The sequence below is a fragment of the Pseudomonas sp. CLCA07 genome, from assembly GCF_053615335.1.
The window spans coordinates 4,949,181-4,965,081 of sequence record NZ_CM132131.1; the positions used below are offsets into that span (position 1 = coordinate 4,949,181).

12 protein-coding genes are annotated in these 15,901 nt (G+C 57.2%); 5 read left to right on the forward strand and 7 right to left on the reverse strand.

Features of this window, described 5'->3' with window-relative positions; all coding sequences use genetic code 11:
- Positions 1-69: 69 nt before the first annotated feature.
- Positions 70-1,281: a pyridoxal phosphate-dependent aminotransferase gene (locus ACWGZX_RS22805; RefSeq protein WP_007943708.1), complete on the reverse strand. Its 1,212-nt coding sequence runs from the start codon at positions 1,279-1,281 to the stop codon at positions 70-72.
- 226 nt (positions 1,282-1,507) lie between these two features.
- Between ACWGZX_RS22805 and msrB the strand changes: the two genes are divergently transcribed.
- The 3 genes from msrB to ACWGZX_RS22820 all read left to right on the forward strand — a co-directional run bounded on the left by msrB (position 1,508) and on the right by ACWGZX_RS22820 (position 3,026).
- The gene (msrB, locus tag ACWGZX_RS22810; protein ID WP_223519212.1) at positions 1,508-1,903 is read left to right on the forward strand and encodes a peptide-methionine (R)-S-oxide reductase MsrB; all 396 of its coding nucleotides are present in this window, start codon (positions 1,508-1,510) and stop codon (positions 1,901-1,903) included.
- 179 nt (positions 1,904-2,082) lie between these two features.
- Entirely contained in the window at positions 2,083-2,568 is a 486-nt protein-coding gene (locus tag ACWGZX_RS22815) for a glutathione peroxidase (protein ID WP_452625519.1), read from the forward strand.
- The gene (locus ACWGZX_RS22820) at positions 2,565-3,026 is read left to right on the forward strand and encodes a MarR family winged helix-turn-helix transcriptional regulator (protein ID WP_452625520.1); all 462 of its coding nucleotides are present in this window, start codon (positions 2,565-2,567) and stop codon (positions 3,024-3,026) included. Before ACWGZX_RS22815 ends, ACWGZX_RS22820 begins: the two co-directional genes overlap by 4 nt.
- On the opposite strand, the gene ACWGZX_RS22825 is transcribed toward ACWGZX_RS22820, so the two are convergent.
- On the reverse strand, positions 3,010-5,331 hold the full coding sequence (locus ACWGZX_RS22825; protein ID WP_452625521.1) for a response regulator: 2,322 nt from the start codon (positions 5,329-5,331) through the stop codon (positions 3,010-3,012). The genes ACWGZX_RS22820 and ACWGZX_RS22825 overlap by 17 nt on opposite strands.
- A gap of 166 nt (positions 5,332-5,497) precedes the next feature.
- On the opposite strand from ACWGZX_RS22825, the gene ACWGZX_RS22830 reads away from it, so the two are divergent.
- A complete protein-coding gene (locus ACWGZX_RS22830) occupies positions 5,498-6,388 on the forward strand; it encodes an ATP-binding protein (RefSeq protein WP_452629055.1) in 891 nt (296 codons plus the stop codon).
- Positions 6,385-6,867 carry a GAF domain-containing protein gene (locus ACWGZX_RS22835; protein WP_452625522.1) on the forward strand — a complete coding sequence of 161 codons (483 nt, stop codon included), beginning with the start codon at positions 6,385-6,387 and terminating at the stop codon, positions 6,865-6,867. Before ACWGZX_RS22830 ends, ACWGZX_RS22835 begins: the two co-directional genes overlap by 4 nt.
- Here ACWGZX_RS22835 and ACWGZX_RS22840 read toward each other — a convergent pair whose 3' ends face one another.
- From ACWGZX_RS22840 to ACWGZX_RS22860, 5 genes are all read right to left on the reverse strand, one after another.
- Positions 6,868-9,816 (reverse strand): HD domain-containing phosphohydrolase, encoded by a 2,949-nt coding sequence (locus ACWGZX_RS22840; protein ID WP_452625523.1) that lies wholly within the window; start codon positions 9,814-9,816, stop codon positions 6,868-6,870. It lies immediately after the preceding gene.
- Positions 9,817-9,865: 49 nt separating this feature from the next.
- Complete coding sequence (locus ACWGZX_RS22845; RefSeq protein WP_452625524.1) at positions 9,866-13,108, reverse strand: transporter substrate-binding domain-containing protein; 3,243 nt, start codon at positions 13,106-13,108, stop codon at positions 9,866-9,868.
- A gap of 8 nt (positions 13,109-13,116) precedes the next feature.
- Positions 13,117-13,743: a response regulator transcription factor gene (locus tag ACWGZX_RS22850; protein WP_223519226.1), complete on the reverse strand. Its 627-nt coding sequence runs from the start codon at positions 13,741-13,743 to the stop codon at positions 13,117-13,119.
- A 245-nt stretch (positions 13,744-13,988) separates the two neighbouring features.
- Positions 13,989-14,393, reverse strand: a complete 405-nt coding sequence (locus ACWGZX_RS22855; protein ID WP_452625525.1) for a response regulator — start codon at positions 14,391-14,393, stop codon at positions 13,989-13,991.
- 161 nt (positions 14,394-14,554) lie between these two features.
- Positions 14,555-15,886 (reverse strand): deoxyguanosinetriphosphate triphosphohydrolase, encoded by a 1,332-nt coding sequence (locus ACWGZX_RS22860; RefSeq protein WP_452625526.1) that lies wholly within the window; start codon positions 15,884-15,886, stop codon positions 14,555-14,557.
- Positions 15,887-15,901: the final 15 nt, after the last annotated feature.

The following is a 15,901-nucleotide window of genomic DNA, read 5'->3' on the forward strand; positions in this document are numbered from 1 at the left end:
GACGCAAAGATATGTTGCTGAATTAATCGCCGTGCGACTTTCTCATAAAGTCGCACGGCGACAGACCCCTTACTGGCGGTAGGACTTGAGGAAGTTGCCGATCCGGCCAACGGCCATTTCCAGATCATCCACGCGCGGCAGGGTCACCACGCGGAAGTGGTCCGGCCAAGGCCAGTTGAAGGCGGTGCCCTGAACAACCAGCAGCTTCTCGGATAGCAGCAGGTCGAGCACGAACTTTTCATCGTTGTGGATCGGGCAGACTTTCGGGTCGATTCGCGGGAACGCATACAGTGCGCCCATCGGCTTGACGCAGCTCACACCCGGAATGTCGTTGAGCAGTTCCCAGGTGCGATTGCGCTGTTCCAGCAAGCGGCCTTGGGGCAGGACCAGGTCATTGATGCTCTGATAGCCGCCCAGTGCGGTCTGGATCGCGTGCTGGCTCGGCACGTTGGCACACAGGCGCATGTTGGCCAGCATGTCGATGCCTTCGATGTAGCTCTGCGCGTGATGTTTCGGGCCGGAGATGGCGATCCAGCCGGAACGGAAGCCCGCCACGCGATAGGACTTGGACAGACCGTTGAAGGTCAGGCACAGCAGGTCCGGGGCCAGTGAAGCGGTGCAGATGTGCACGGCGTCGTCGTACAGGATCTTGTCGTAGATCTCGTCGGAGAACACCACCAGGTTGTGCTGACGGGCCAGTTCCAGCATGCCCAGCAACACTTCCTTCGAATACACCGCGCCGGTCGGGTTGTTCGGGTTGATGATCACCAGTGCCTTGGTGTTCGGGGTGATCTTGGCCTTGATATCGGCCAGGTCCGGCCACCAGTTGGCTTGCTCATCGCACAGGTAATGAACCGGGTTGCCGCCCGACAGGCTGACTGCGGCCGTCCACAGCGGATAGTCCGGGGCCGGCACCAGCACTTCGTCGCCGTTGTTGAGCAGGGCCTGCATCGACATCACGATCAGCTCGGAAACGCCGTTACCCAGGTAGATGTCTTCGATGCCGACGCCTTCAACCTGCTTCTGCTGGTAGTACTGCATCACGGCCTTGCGCGCGCTGAACAGGCCTTTGGAATCGCTATAGCCCTGGGCGGTCGGCAAATTGCGGATCACGTCCTGGAGGATTTCGTCCGGCGCTTCGAAACCAAAAGGCGCCGGGTTGCCGATGTTCAGCTTGAGGATGCGATGGCCTTCCTCTTCCAGGCGTTTGGCGTGCTTGAGCACTGGGCCGCGAATGTCGTAGCAGACGTTGGCGAGCTTGTTCGATTTGCTGACCTGCATGGCGATGTGATCCCGAAAATGAACGATCCAGGCGGTGTATGAACTACCGTACTGGGAATCCTGCGTATTCACACAGGCCTGACGCCTTGAAATGCAGCACCCATAAATCCGTTTGAATGCGCGTGGTCTGGCTGCCAGACTGGCGTTTGACGAGGCGCAATCATACGTGCCGCCCGATCCGTGGAAAAGGTACAGATCGGGCTTTTTCAGCTGCTGAGGTGTGATGATGGAAAAGTTGGAAAAAACCCTGGAAGAATGGAAGGCGATGCTCGACCCGGAGCAGTACAACGTGTGCCGCCTCAAAGGCACCGAGCGACCGTTTTCCGGTAAATACAACGGCACCAAGACTGACGGTGTTTACCATTGCATCTGCTGCAACGAGCCGCTGTTCGATTCAAAAACCAAATTTGACTCCGGCTGCGGCTGGCCGAGCTTCTACGCACCGATCGGCGACAGTGCGATGGTCGAGATCCGTGACGTCAGCCACGGCATGATCCGCACTGAAGTGGTCTGCGCTAAATGTGATGCACACCTTGGGCACGTGTTCCCGGATGGCCCGCCACCCACCGGTCTGCGTTATTGCATCAACTCGGTGTGTCTGGATCTGGTGCCGCGCGAATAATGTGAGCCCTGTAGGAGCACGGCTTGCCTGCGATGTCGATCTAAAGGACGCCATCGCCGGCAAGCCGTGCTCCTACAGGGATTGTCGTGCCCCTGATCAGTCAGATTGATTTATTAAATTGCACGCAATTCAATTGCTCGCTATGTTTGCCTTATCTCCTTTCATCAAGAGTCCAAGCCATGAGCGACAATCTGCTGAGCATCCCGTGTACCACCATCAAGGGTGAACAAAAGACCTTGGCCGATTACGCCGGCAAAGCCGTGTTGGTGGTCAATACCGCGAGCGAGTGCGGCTTCACCCCGCAATACAAGGGTCTGGAAGAGTTGTGGCAAACCTACAAGGACCAAGGGCTGGTGGTCCTCGGCTTTCCGTGCAATCAGTTCGGTAAACAGGAACCCGGCAACGAAGACGCCATTTCCGAATTCTGCGAATTGAACTTCGGTGTCAGCTTCCCGCTGTTCAAGAAGATCGAAGTCAACGGTGCCGACGCCCATCCATTGTTCGTTCAGTTGAAAAAACGCGCACCGGGTGTACTGGGTTCGCAGGGCATCAAGTGGAACTTCACCAAGTTCCTGATTGGCAAGGACGGTCAGTTGGTCAAGCGCTTCGCCCCGGCGACCAAGCCTCAGGACCTGAGCCGCGAGATCGAAGCCCTGCTCAAATGAACACCATGTCCGTCGATTCCCTGAAGCTTGACAGTCAGCTCTGCTTCAAGCTGTACGCCGCTTCCCGGGCAGTGATTCGTGCCTACAAACCGATGCTCGACCAACTCGGCCTGACCTACCCGCAATACCTTGCCATGCTGGTGTTGTGGGAATGGCAGGAGGCGGCCCCCGAGCAGCCAACGGTCAAGGCGTTGGGCGAACGCCTGGCGCTGGATTCCGGCACCTTGACGCCATTGCTCAAGCGACTTGAGCAATTGCAGCTGGTGCAGCGTCAGCGTTCGGCTCGCGATGAGCGTGAAGTGCACCTTAGCCTGTCACCGTCCGGTAAGGCGTTGCGTGATCAGGTCGGCCCGCTCAAGACTCGGCTGTTGTGCGACAGCGGGGTGGATCTGGATCGTCTGAATGATCTGCGCGATGGGCTTGATCATTTGTTAGGGCAGATCAAAGCGCTGTCGTAGTCGCAACCCACACGTCAAGCAGGGCGGCCAGTTCTTCGCGGCGCAAGGGCTTGACCAAGTAGTCGTTCATGCCCGCCGCGCGGCAGCGTTCGCGTTCCTCGGACATCGCGTTGGCGGTCAGCGCGACGATGGGTAGCTGCGGCCAGCGCCCGCTGCGACGAATTTGCCGACTCGCTTCGTAGCCGTCCATTACCGGCATGTTGCAGTCCATCAACACCAGATCGAAGTCAGTGTACTCAAGCTGATCCAGCGCTTCGGCACCGTGGGCGGCGACGATGACTTCACAGCCGAGTTTTCCCAGCATGCCCTTGGCCACCATTTGATTGACCGGGTTGTCCTCGACCAGCAATACGCGGCCACGCCGCTGGTGAGGCACGACCTCGACCCGCGCTCCGTTGATCATTGTGGTTTCCGGCTGCAAGACTCGCCGCAAGTTCTGGTACAGCGCATTGCGCGCCAGCGGTCGTGCCTGTTGCTGCAAGGGCGCGAGGGCGCTCACCTGTTCGCTGGGCATGAAGTTGCCATAAGCGGTTACCAACAGAATCGGTGCGGCGAGGGTGGGGCGCAGACCAAACAGGCATTCGGGGCAGTCGGTGATCAAGACATCAGGCTCAAGGCCAATCAACGAGTCATCCATGGAGCGCTGTTGATAGTCGAGCCCCCACGCGGGTAACAGGGTTTTCAACAGTTCTGCAAGCCCGCTACTGGCGGCGGTTATCGCAACGACCTTGCCGGACAGCGGTGCCGGGGACATGGCGCAGGTGTGGGCGGGCAGCGGCAGGTCGGCGCAGAACTGGCTGCCGAAACCGGCTTGCGAGCTGATCGTCAGACGTCCCTGCATGGCTTCGCAGAGGTTATAGGTGAGGGCCAGGCCCAGCCCCGTACCGCCAAACTGCCGGGTAATACCGGCACCGGCCTGGGTAAACGGCTGGAAGATCTTGACCTGGGCATCCTGGGCGATCCCGATACCGGTATCGCAGACCTCGATTCTGACGCCCTCTGCGAACGTAGACAGACGTAAGTCAACCCGACCGAAGCGGGTGAATTTGAGCGCATTGGACAACAGATTACTGACGATCTGCCGCACTCGGGTCGGGTCCCCCAGCACCAGCGCCGGAAATTGCGGATCGATCAGGCACGTCAGCTCCACGCTCGGCGCCGCATTCTGGGACAACAGGTTGGCGGTGTCTTCGACCAACGAGCCAAGGTCGAAGGGAATGTGCTCGAGTTCAAGCTGACCGGCATCGAATTTCGACAGGTCGAGAATATCGTTGAGCAGTTCGACCAGCACTTTGCCTGAGTCATGAGCGATCGACAGCTGTTGCTGCTGCTCGGCAGTGAGCGGGCCGTCCAGTGACAGCGCGATCATCCCTAACAGGCCGTTGAGGGGCGTGCGTATTTCATGGCTCATGTTGGCCACAAACACCGAGCGTGCTTCGGCCATATCGATGGCGGTGGTACGTGCGATTTCCAGCTCCTGATTGGATTGGCTGAGCCTGGCATTGGTTGCCTTGAGCTCAGCGGTACGCGTCGAGACGATGCTTTCCAGTTGGTTGAGGTTGTCGGTCAGGCGGTTTTCGGCGTTGCGTCGTTGATGGATTTCGGTGGCGGTGTTTTCGAATTGTTCGTTGGCGGCTTTGACCAGCACGCCGATTTCATCGTTTTCATGCCCCGGCGGGCATTCAACCCTGGGTGGCTCCACGCTACGCGGATCGCGGCCACTGAGTTCGCGAATGACCCGCACCAAGGGTTTGGTCAGCATCACGTAGAACAGCACGAGCAGAATGCCTGTCAGGATCAGGCTTCGAGCGAAGCCGTTGAGCAGCGTCACTTCGGCCCGGCGCAGGAAGCGGCTACCGAAGGCGTAGGTATCGACTTCCAGTTGCAAGGTCCCGAGGGATTCGTTTGGCAGGTGATCGAGAAAGAGGCGGTCTTCGAAGTGCCGATGGGCGCCGAACAGAAAGTCGCTGATCACTCGATAACCGCTTTGCGTACCTGAACGCTTGACGCTGGCCAGCACGGTATTACGGTTATCGGTCAGTTTCGCGCTGATGATCGCCGGTGAGCGCAGCAGGCCCAGGGTCAGTTCCTGGGCGAGTTCGGCGTCGATGTTGTAGGCGATGCGCGAGGCGGGATTATGACTGATTTCCAGCAAAGACCGTATTTCGCGGTTGATGGAGGCGTCTTCGCTGGCATAATCGATGCTTATTTGCAGCAGGCTGAGCAGCGTGCCCAGAATGAAACCGACCAGCACAGTCAGCTTGGCTTGCTTGTATGACAGCCGGTGGGTGAATTTGATATCCATGGGGTGTTGAACCACTTCCGTTTTCTTTCGCTGCTCAAGCATAGTCGATCATGCAGGGATACCGATGTTCTCGCGAACCCTTGAGCAAGGGTTGAGCCGGGCACCGAACGCTGTGTATTCGTCGCTGTATCGCCATCATCACTGTGAACGTGCCCGAGGAGAAGACGTGGACGCTCGATTGAATGCTTTTCTTGAACGCGCCGATGCTGTTTTGGCCCGTATCGAGCCGCTGCTGCCCGCATCTCGACAAACCATCGACTGGAACCAATGCCTGGCCGCGCGCTGGCAGCGCGAGGGGCGCAGCGGTTTTCTGTTGCCCCTGCACGTCAGCCTCGACATGCGTCTGTCCGACCTGATCGGTGTCGACCGGCAACTGGAGCAGTTGGGGCGAAATACCCAACAGTTCATCGACGGCATGCCGGCCAACCACGCTTTGCTCTGGGGCTCGCGCGGTACCGGTAAATCATCGCTGGTGCGTGCCTTGCTCGCCGAACATGCCCACGCCGGTTTGCGCCTGATCGAAATTGAGCGCGATCACCTGGCGGACCTGCCGCGAGTGGTCGAGCAAATCGGCAAGTTGCCGCAGCGCTTCGTGTTGTTCTGCGATGACCTGTCGTTCGAGTCGGGCGAGGGCGATTATCGCGTACTCAAGAGCGTGCTCGATGGCTCCCTTGAACAGGCACCGGATAACGTTCTGCTTTACGCTACCTCCAACCGTCGTCACCTGGTGCCGGAAAAGGAAAGCGATAACGAAAACTGGAAAAGAGTCGACGGCGAACTGCACCCCAGCGAGGCGGTGGAAGACAAGATCGCGCTGTCGGACCGCTTTGGTTTGTGGCTGTCGTTTTATCCGTTTACTCAGGAACATTTCCTCAACGTAGTCGAACACTGGATCGGTCAACTGGCCGATAAAGCCGGGCTTGAGTGGCAGCGTAACGAAGAGTTGGACATCCTCGCGGTGCGTTGGGCCACGGGCCGAGGCAATCGTAATGGCCGTTGCGCCTATCAATTTGCCCGCTATTGGGTCGGGCTCAAGCTGTTGGAGCACAAAGCATGATTGATTTACAGAAGAGCGGCCAAGGCCTGGATGGTTACGGCATGTTGTGGGCGCAGCTGGAGTCGTTGCTGGCGGATGAGCGTGATTTTATCGCCAATGCTGCACAGTTCTCGGCATTCCTGTTCAACCAGCTCGATGACCTGAACTGGGCCGGTTTCTACCTCAATCGTAACGAAGAACTGGTGCTCGGTCCTTTCCAGGGGCAAATCGCCTGCGTGCGGATTCCATTTGGTCGCGGCGTGTGCGGGACGGCTGCGTCGACCTTGCAGACTCAATTGGTTGAAGACGTGCATGCATTTCCCGGGCATATCGCCTGCGACAGCGCATCGAACAGCGAACTGGTTGTTCCGTTGGTCAAGGACGGTCGATTGGTCGGTGTGCTGGACCTCGACAGCCCAAAACTGGCGCGTTTTAGCGCTGAAGATCAGGCCGGTATCGAGCAGCTGGCGGCGATTTTTCTGCGCCTGACCGATTGCTGATCATGCACTCAAGCCTGCCTTGACCAGAAGGCTTGACCGGTCAACAGCGTCAATCTGCCGAGGATCGAGGAATCGTTCTGCGTACTGCAAATAAATGTGTGCGTTGATGAACAGCCCGAACAACTCCGGGTCGATGTGGGCGTCACGGCACATGTTGGCCATGATGCCCAAGGCCTCGCTCAAGGTTTTGGCTTTCTTGTAGGGACGATCGGCAGCGGTCAGCGCTTCGAAAATATCGGCAATCGCCATCATGCGCGCCGGCAGGCTCATGTCTTCGCGCTTCAACTGTTTGGGATAACCGGTGCCGTCCATTTTCTCGTGATGGCCGCCGGCGATTTCCGCGACGTTGTTGAGGTGCTCGGGAAAGGGCAGGCGGCTGAGCATCAGGATCGTCTGCACCATGTGGTGATTGATGATGTAACGCTCTTCGCGAGTCAGCGTGCCTCGGGTAATGCTCAGGTTGTAGAGCTCGCCCCGGTTGTACTTGTAATGCGGTACATCGAGCTTGAAACCCCACGGATTGTCAGCCGGGATCAGTTCGCTTTCGGCACGTTCGAACAGGTGCTCGGGTTTGTCCGCGAGCAACGGCTCGCTGATGGGCAGCGTCGGCGCCGGCGTTCGTTCCTGGCGGCGGTTCTCCTCCCATGAAACCCCGAGCCGATCATCCAGGGTTCGGGTCCAGGTACGTTGAGCAATGCCGCGCAAACGTTGCAGGTCGGCTTCGGCCATGGCTTCACCGCCCAGATTGCAGTGGGCGATGAACGCGAAATCATCGTCCAGTCCCGCCAGAATGGCATTGCGCAATTCGGCTAGGTGATGCTCGTCACCCCCTTGGGCAATGGCCTGCCAATAATTGATCCAGGCATCGCGCTTGAGCACTTCGAAACGCATGCGGATTTCGTGGATGCGGTCGTTCAGGGTTTCAAGTTTGGTGGCCTTGTCGACCACATACTCAGGGGTGGTGACCTTGCCACAGTCGTGCAGCCATGCTGCGATGTGCAGGGCTTCCCACTCGTCTTCCGTAGGCTGATAGCCGCTGAAGGCCGGCTCCTGACTGGCGGCGGCAGCCTGTGCGAGCATCAGCGTCAACGCCGGCACCCGCTGACAATGCCCGCCGGTGTAAGGACTTTTGGCATCGATCGCCCCAGCCAGCAGTTGTATGAAAGAGTCCAGCAACTGTTTCTGTCTGGCTTGCAGGCGCTGGCTTTCAATACTCACCGCCGCCGCGCCTGACACCGCCTGGAGAAACGCAATGCGGTCCGGGCGAAGCTTTTCCAGGTCGTGTTGTGTGCCGCTGTCGGCTAGCAAGAGGATCAGCAGGCCGACGGTTTCGTTATGCCGGTTGTGTAACCGGATACCGATCAAATGAACCCGTGGGCTTTCCAGTGCAAGCATCACCTTTTGCAGGTCGGCGGCGTTTTCGGAGCTCAGATTGGTGACGACATTGTCGGCGTTCGACAACTGCTGCATCCACTGAGGGCTCTGCGGGTTCTGGAGTTCGTGGCCGAGAATCCCAAATGCAGGTAGTGCCTGGGCGGTCTCGTTGATAACCAGTCCGTGAGGCTCCATGCGGTCGCTATCCTGTTCGCGCAGGTAAATCAGACCCGCCTGGGCCTGCCCGATTTTCACGGTTTCGAATAACACCCGTTGCAGTAACGGTGCAAAACGGGTCTCGGCACTCAGGCTGTCAGTGATCTGGAAAAAGCTCGCCAGGGTGTCCTTCATGCGCGCCATCGACACGCTCAGTTGGTCGACTTCCAGCACGGGTGAGCGTCGGCTGACAGGAAAGTTGAAATTGAAACTGCGGATCGCATCGGCTTCCTGCACCAGTGTGCGCAGGGGTTTGACCAGAACTCTGGAGGTGAGCCACCCCAGCGGCAGGCACAGCAGCAACGTTGCCAGAGTGATCACTGCGCCTTGCCAGCGCATGCGATAGGCATCGACGAGCAATTCATCTTCCGGCACCAACAGCGCCAGCTGCAATCCTTCAGGCCCGCCTTCCTTCATGCTGCTGCGGGCCACAATCCATTGGCGACCCGCGGCGTCCAGGCGATTACCTTCGGGCGGACGGGTGAGCAGGGCACCGAGTGCCGGATTCAAATCGGCTGCCTTGATCAAGCGTACGGTCTGGTCGTCGACGATCAGCCTGTTGCTGTCGGGATAGGCAACGGCATTGCCCTCGCCATCGAACAGCACGATTTCTGTGTGCGGGGTCACCACATGTTTGGCCAGCGTCGCCGACAGTTCGGCGAGGGTGAGGTCGGCACCCATCACTGCGTTCGCACCGCTACGCCGGGCCAGGGTGGTGCCAACATCGTGAGTGGAGAAAAATACATAGGGTTCGGTGGTGATCTGGTCCTTATCGCTACGAGCGCTGCTAAACCAGGCGCGTGTGCGCGGATCGAAGGTTTCGTCGGGGGTATCCTGGCGGTCGATGAGGGTCAGGTTCTGATCAAAAAACAAAGACTGCGATCGCACCTTTCCACCGCCGGCCGGGTGTTCGATGCTCCAGACTTGATAGGCCGCCGTGTCCGGGGCATTGGTGAGAGCTTTCACGGCCGGGATGCGCAGAGGACGCACCATGAAAAAGTCGCCATTGCTGTAACCCAGATACAGCGAGGCCAGGTTGGGATTGTCTTTGAGCGATTGGCTAAAGGGTTTCAGCAGCGCGAGCCGTTGCTCCAGCGCCGACGCTTCGGTCGCCGGGTTGTCCACTAGCAAGCTCAACAGGTGGCGGATCGGTACATAGGTGGCTTGCAGATCCAGCCGGACATCCTGCTCGATCCGGTTGAAGAGTTTTTCGCTGCTGGACAGGATGATCTGCGTGGTTTGCCGGTAATTGAAAATGCCCAACACCACGCCCGTTAGCAGCAGCAGGAAGGTAAACATCACGCTGATATGGACGTGTAAAGGAAATCGGCGTTGATCGGAGCGCAGTGAGCTTGGCATTACGGGTCTCTCCATGAGGGTAAACACACTGCTCAACGCTCAAGGATAGTTAATGCTCCATCGTTCTGCTTTTGTCGTTATGCCCTATTTGTTGTTGCAAGGCTTGCTCCAGTTCGAGCATGGCGCGTTCGATGGCTTTAGTGCAGTTGGCTACGGTTTCGGGGTGGAACACTTCATGGCAGGCGATTTCGAGCGCTTCACAGCTGTCGATCAATCGATACGCGTGGGCGATTCGGGCCGCCCCCTTGATTTTGTGAGCGAAGTCGAGGAAAGACTGGCGGTCTTTGCACTGGGACAGCGCCCGCAATTGCTCACGGTCCAGACGATTGCTGTTCAGCAGTTCGGACAGTAAGCGGTGATCCAGCTTCGGATTACCGCCGGTCAGCAGTTGCAGCCCTTCGAGGCTGAACGCCGGGTCGCGGGTGATCGGCTTGATACGTTCAATCCACTGCCTCAAGGCCGTCAAGCTGAGGGGTTTGAACAGGCAGTCGTCCATCCCTGCTTGTTTGCAGCGTTGTATTTCTTCCGACTGTGCATTGGCGGTAAAACCCAACAGGGTGCAGACCGCGCGCGGCTGTTGCTGTTCGTATTGACGAATTAGCCGGGCCAATTCGTAGCCGTTCATGATCGGCATGTTGCAATCAACAATGACCAGATCGAACTGTCCGTGCTTCCATGCCGCGAATCCGGCCTCGCCCTCTGCTGCTGCGCTATAGCGATGCCCCAAAAACTCCAGTTGCTGACACATGAGCAAGCGATTGGCCGGATGATCGTCGACCACCAGGACGTTCAACGGGGTTGAGGTAGTCTGAATAGACGCTTCGACGGTTTTCGGCATCAGCTCTGGCGGCAATGTCGCCAGATGCAGCAATATTTCGACTTGAGTGCCGGCACCGGGCTGGCTACGCAATTGCAGGCTGCCGCCCATCATCTCGCACAGCGTGCGACTGATCACCAGACCCAGCCCCGCGCCCCTTCGGGTCGACTGAGCGCTATGGGTCGCCTGAGCGAATGGCTCGAACAAACGCTGTTGATCCTGCTCGCTGATCCCCATTCCGCTGTCCTTGACCTGCACGCGCAGCAAGACCCGCTCGGGCTCGTCAGAGGCCTGTAGCTCAACCACAATCCGGACCTGACCCTGTTCGGTAAACTTGATGGCGTTGCTGACCAGATTGGACAACACCTGTTTGAAGCGCATCGGGTCTAACAGGACATCGGTTGGCGGATGTGCAGGACTGAAGTCCAGCAACAGGCGCAGGTTTTTCTGCCGGGCGAGCCCGTCGAAAATTCTGACCACCGATGCCACCGTTTCACTCAGGTTGACGCGCTCCGGGTTCAGGCTCAGATGCCCGGACTCGATGCGCGCAATATCGAGAATGTCCCCGATCAGTTCCAGCAGGTCTTTCGCCGAGTTGTATGCGACGTCAATGGCGGGGCGGTCCGGATGAGCTGGCTCGATACGTTTGAGGGTCAGTTCCAGCATGCCGATGATTGCATTCATCGGGGTGCGGATCTCATGGCTCATGGTCGCCAGAAAAGTGCTTTTGGCTCTGTTCGCTTCATCGGCGCGTTCCTTGGCCGCCTGACGCTGTTTTATCTGACGACGCATGTAAGCGTTCCAGGCAACAGAAATCAGCAGTAGCACACCAACACCAATCACCACCTGATAGAACATCCGGTGATAGCTGCGCCAGGTGTTTTGCGTAGCAGACGAGTATCCCCGCCAGCGGCTGTTGATAATGCCCAGCTCCTGCGGGGTAATGCTCAGCAATGCCTTGTCGAGGATGGCGCTCAGTTCTTTGGCATCACGCCCTGTTGCCAGAGAGAATGCAGCCTGCTGCGTGCCAAGGGTGGAGCTGATCTGAAGGGGCTGCTCGAAGATTCTGGATGAGATGAAGTAGTTGGCGATCACCAGCGAGTTTACGGCGCCTTCAGCCTGACCCTCTGCAACTGACTGCACGGCACTGAAGGTGTCTGGGGTTTCGATCAGATTGACGTGTGGGAACTCGCGACGCAGGTAATCCACCATCGGATTGCCTTGGGCAATCGTCAGGCGCTTGCCCGAAAATTGCGTGAGGTCGGTCGGGGTGTCGGCCACTTTGCGTGTCAGCAGGACAAAGGAGTTTTCCAGGTAGGGGCGGCTGAAGTTCAGCATCGTTTCACGTAGTGCGCTGGGCAGCAGGGCGGCAATCAAGTCGGCCTGATGATGACTGATTCGCTCGATCATCTCGTCATCGCTTCGGCTGCGATGGATCTCGAAGCGCAAGCCGGTGCGCAACCTGATCAATTCGAGCAGGTCGGCGGTAACACCGCGAAAGTTGCCTTCATCGTCGAAAAACGTCAGCGGTGCAAACGCCTCATTGACCACCACGCGAACCACTGGATGTTGCGCCAGCCAGCGTTCTTCGCGACCGGTAAGTTGCAGCTTGTGGTCGGTGAGCAGGATGTCACTGCCTGCACTCCAGCGTTTGGCGATGTTTTCTCGCTCGCTGGTGGGAGTGGCATTCAGTATCGCGTTGATTATCCCAAGTAGTTCCGGGTTGTTCTGGTGCACGGCAAAACTGAATCCGTGGATTTCGTGTTTACCGAAGTTGGCCATCCGGACGTTGTTCAAGTAACCCTTGTTAATCAGGTAATGGGTTGAAATGGTGTCACCGAGAAAGACATCAGCCTGGTCGAACGCGACAGCGTTGATTGCATTCTGGTAAGAGGGGAAGGTTGAGATAATTGCCTTTGGATACAGGGATTTGACTTCTTCCATCGGCAAATAGTGGTACACCATGCTCAACCGCAACCCGGCCAGTCCATCGGTCAGGGATCGGTTTTCTCCTTCTCGTGTCACCAGAACCGGTTGGTCCGCGGCGTAAGGTGTGGAAAGCACAATGTCGGCGTTGCGTGCCTCAAACCCATTGGCACTGCCAAGCATATCGACCTCACCGTTTTCCAGCGCTTCGATCGCGTTTTCTCGGGACGCGTAGCGCTGAACCTTGATGGGCAGGCCGGTGACCTTGCCAAGGATGCCCGCGTAATCGGCAGTGAAACCTTCATAGTCGCTGCCGCTGTTGGTCAGGTCGAAAGGCGGGTAATCGGGGGCTGAAGTGCCCAGAGTCAGTTCACGTTTGTTGTTGAGCCATTGCCGTTGTGATTTATCCAGTTGGACTTCCATGTGACCGACCATTGAGCGACTGAGCAGGGTGTAATGCTCGCTGGCGGAGTGTGTCGCAGACACTGAGGTGCTCAGACATAAGCCTGCAGTTATCAGTATTAGATAATCCTTTATACGACTGGGCATCCGGGCTCTCACACTAAGGCGTTACGTTTTGCCATATCGATGAGTTCAACCAGTGATTTGGCTTTGAGTTTTTGCATCAAGCGCTTTTTATAGGTGCTGACTGTCTTGTTGCTGAGGAACATGCCCTTGGCAATTTCCTTGTTGGTACGGCCTTGTGCAAACAGTTGCAATACCATCAACTCCCGGTCGTTGACTGCTTTGAAGAGCTCCAGGTCGGCGTATCGCGTGTCATCGCTACGGACAGGATTCAACGCCTGACTGGGGAAGTAGTTGTAGCCTGAGAGCACCGCCTTGATGGCACTCACCAGTTCACTGAGGTCTTCCTGTTTGCATACATAGCCCGACGCGCCGGACTGCATGCAGCGAATACCGAACAATGTCGGGCACTGAGCCGTTAATACCAGGGTTTTTAACGGGGTACACATGGCGTTGAAACGGGAGAGAACTTCCAGTCCGTCCAGTTTGGGAATGCTGATGTCGAGAATGACCAGGTCCGGCATGCATTCTCGAACCATCTGCATGGCGTCGACCCCATTATCAGTTTCGCCGACGACTTTATAACCCTCATGTTCGAGCAACATTCGGACGGCAAGACGGATAACGGGGTGATCGTCGACAATAAAAACGGAGTTCATAATCAGATCCCATGCGAGCTCAAATAAAGCGCGCACCATAGCTCAGATAGTTGAGGGGGCGCATGAACCGACAGGCAGATAGCAGTGATATAGGAAAAGTCCTACAGTCGAAGAGGAATCGGACTACGGTCCAACTAGGTTTTGAATGAGGATCAATAAAAATGTTGTATTAAGTGCTGGGGTGGTTGTGGTGTTTATTTTAAATGGGTTGTTTGTGTATCAAGTGTATTTTTAGTAGTGGGTTTTTATAGCGAAGCCCGGGTCAACAGGTTTCTAAAGTCTGATTGTTTCAAGGGTTTCATCAAGTAGCCCAGCAAAGGTAGATTGTACTCATCGGCCGTTTTTTTAAGTTTGTCTAGTTCGCCGGGTGTCAGGCTACTCAGGAGTATTGCCTGCTTGATCATTCCCCGGCGGCTGGCGAGTTCGATCAAGTCGAGGCCTGTGAGGTCAGGCAGACATTGATCACACAGGAGAATGTCGAACGGGTGCGAAGACTCAAGCATCTGGTGCAAAGCGCTCTTTGCACTGTCCGTAGCGGTGAGTTGGGTGAAGCCATAACTCTCAAGCAGGTATTGGGTCGCTTTCAGCTGAAAGGGATGATCTTCCACCAGCAAGATGCGCCAATTGTGTTTGGACCTGACATTTTTCATGCTTGATCTGTCGATCAGAGTGGAAGGTGATTATTGCGCGAGCAGGGAGAGCAATCGATCAGTCGGCTCTGCACAAGGTGTAGGGCGATTCTGTTGGTGCTGAAGTGCGAATGAATATCGACCCGCTCCTCAGACGATCTGAACAGCGGGTCGATGGGCATTTATCCGCGGTTTGAACGACCGGTCATTTCCAGGGCCATTTCACTGGCGTAGCTGTCGGTCATGCCGGCGATGAAGTCGATCATGCGCAGAAATGAAGTGTGCAATGGGCCAAGAGGATCGGGCGCATTGTTGCCCAACAGGTCGAGGATGCGGCGACTTTTGAACGACGGCGTTCGACCGTTGTGTTGTTCCAGTGCGGCCCCGCAGAATGCGTTCAGAAGAATCTCCAGCGTGGTGTAGGCGCCGATTTCATGCAGCGTCTTGCGTTTGTCCTGGAAGATTTTTTTTCTGGCCATGTCTTTGGCGTTCAAGACGCAGCGCTTGGCCGGGCCATGCATGTGCTCCACCAAATCGCCGGGTAGCGTGCCGGCCAGCAAGGCATCCTGTTGTTCTACGAAGGCGCGAGCAGCGGCATTGGTCAGATGCTCGATGGCTTTTCCTCGCAGAATTGCCAGCTTGCGTCGACGCGAATCCAATGGGCCCAGTTGGCGATAGGTTTGCGGAAGATCGTCGCCCACAAGGTTGAGCAGCAAAGACTCGACTTCGGCGTACTCCAGCAACTCCATTTCCAGGCCGTCTTCTAGGTCGATCAGCGCGTAGCAGATGTCATCGGCGGCTTCCATCAGATACACCAAGGGATGACGTGCCCAGCGCTGCTCCTCGAGCTGTGGCAGGCCGAGTTTATGGGCGATCTGCTCCAGCAACGGCAGTTCGCTCTGATAACAGCCGAACTTGTGCTTCTTGTAGCCCAGTGAGTCAGCGTGTTTTGCCGTCCAGGGATACTTCAGATACGTACCCAGTGTGGCGTACGTCAACCGCGTGCCACCGTCGAACTGATGGTATTCAAGCTGAGTGAGGACGCGGAAACCTTGGGCGTTGCCTTCGAAGTTCAGGAAGTCATTGCGTTCGGTTTCGCTCATGTCGTCCAGCCAGCCACGGCCCGCCGCCTGCTGGAACCAGTGACGGATGGCGTCTTCGCCGGAGTGACCGAAGGGTGGATTGCCGATGTCATGGGCCAGGCAGGCGGACTGCACCACCATCCCCAGATCACTCGGATCGCACCATTCGGGCAGGGCGCTGCGAATGGTTTCACCGACACGCATGCCCAACGAGCGGCCGACACAGCTGACTTCCAGCGAGTGGGTCAGGCGCGTGTGGATGTGATCGTTGCTGGTGACCGGATGGACTTGGGTCTTGCGTCCCAGCCGGCGAAAAGCGCCTGAGAAAATAATGCGGTCATGGTCTTTATGGAAAGGACTGCGACCGAGTTCTTCCGGGCTGTGCAGAGGTTTTCCGAGGCGTTCGCGGGTAAGCAGGGTTTGCCAATCCAAGGCGGGTCTCTCCGT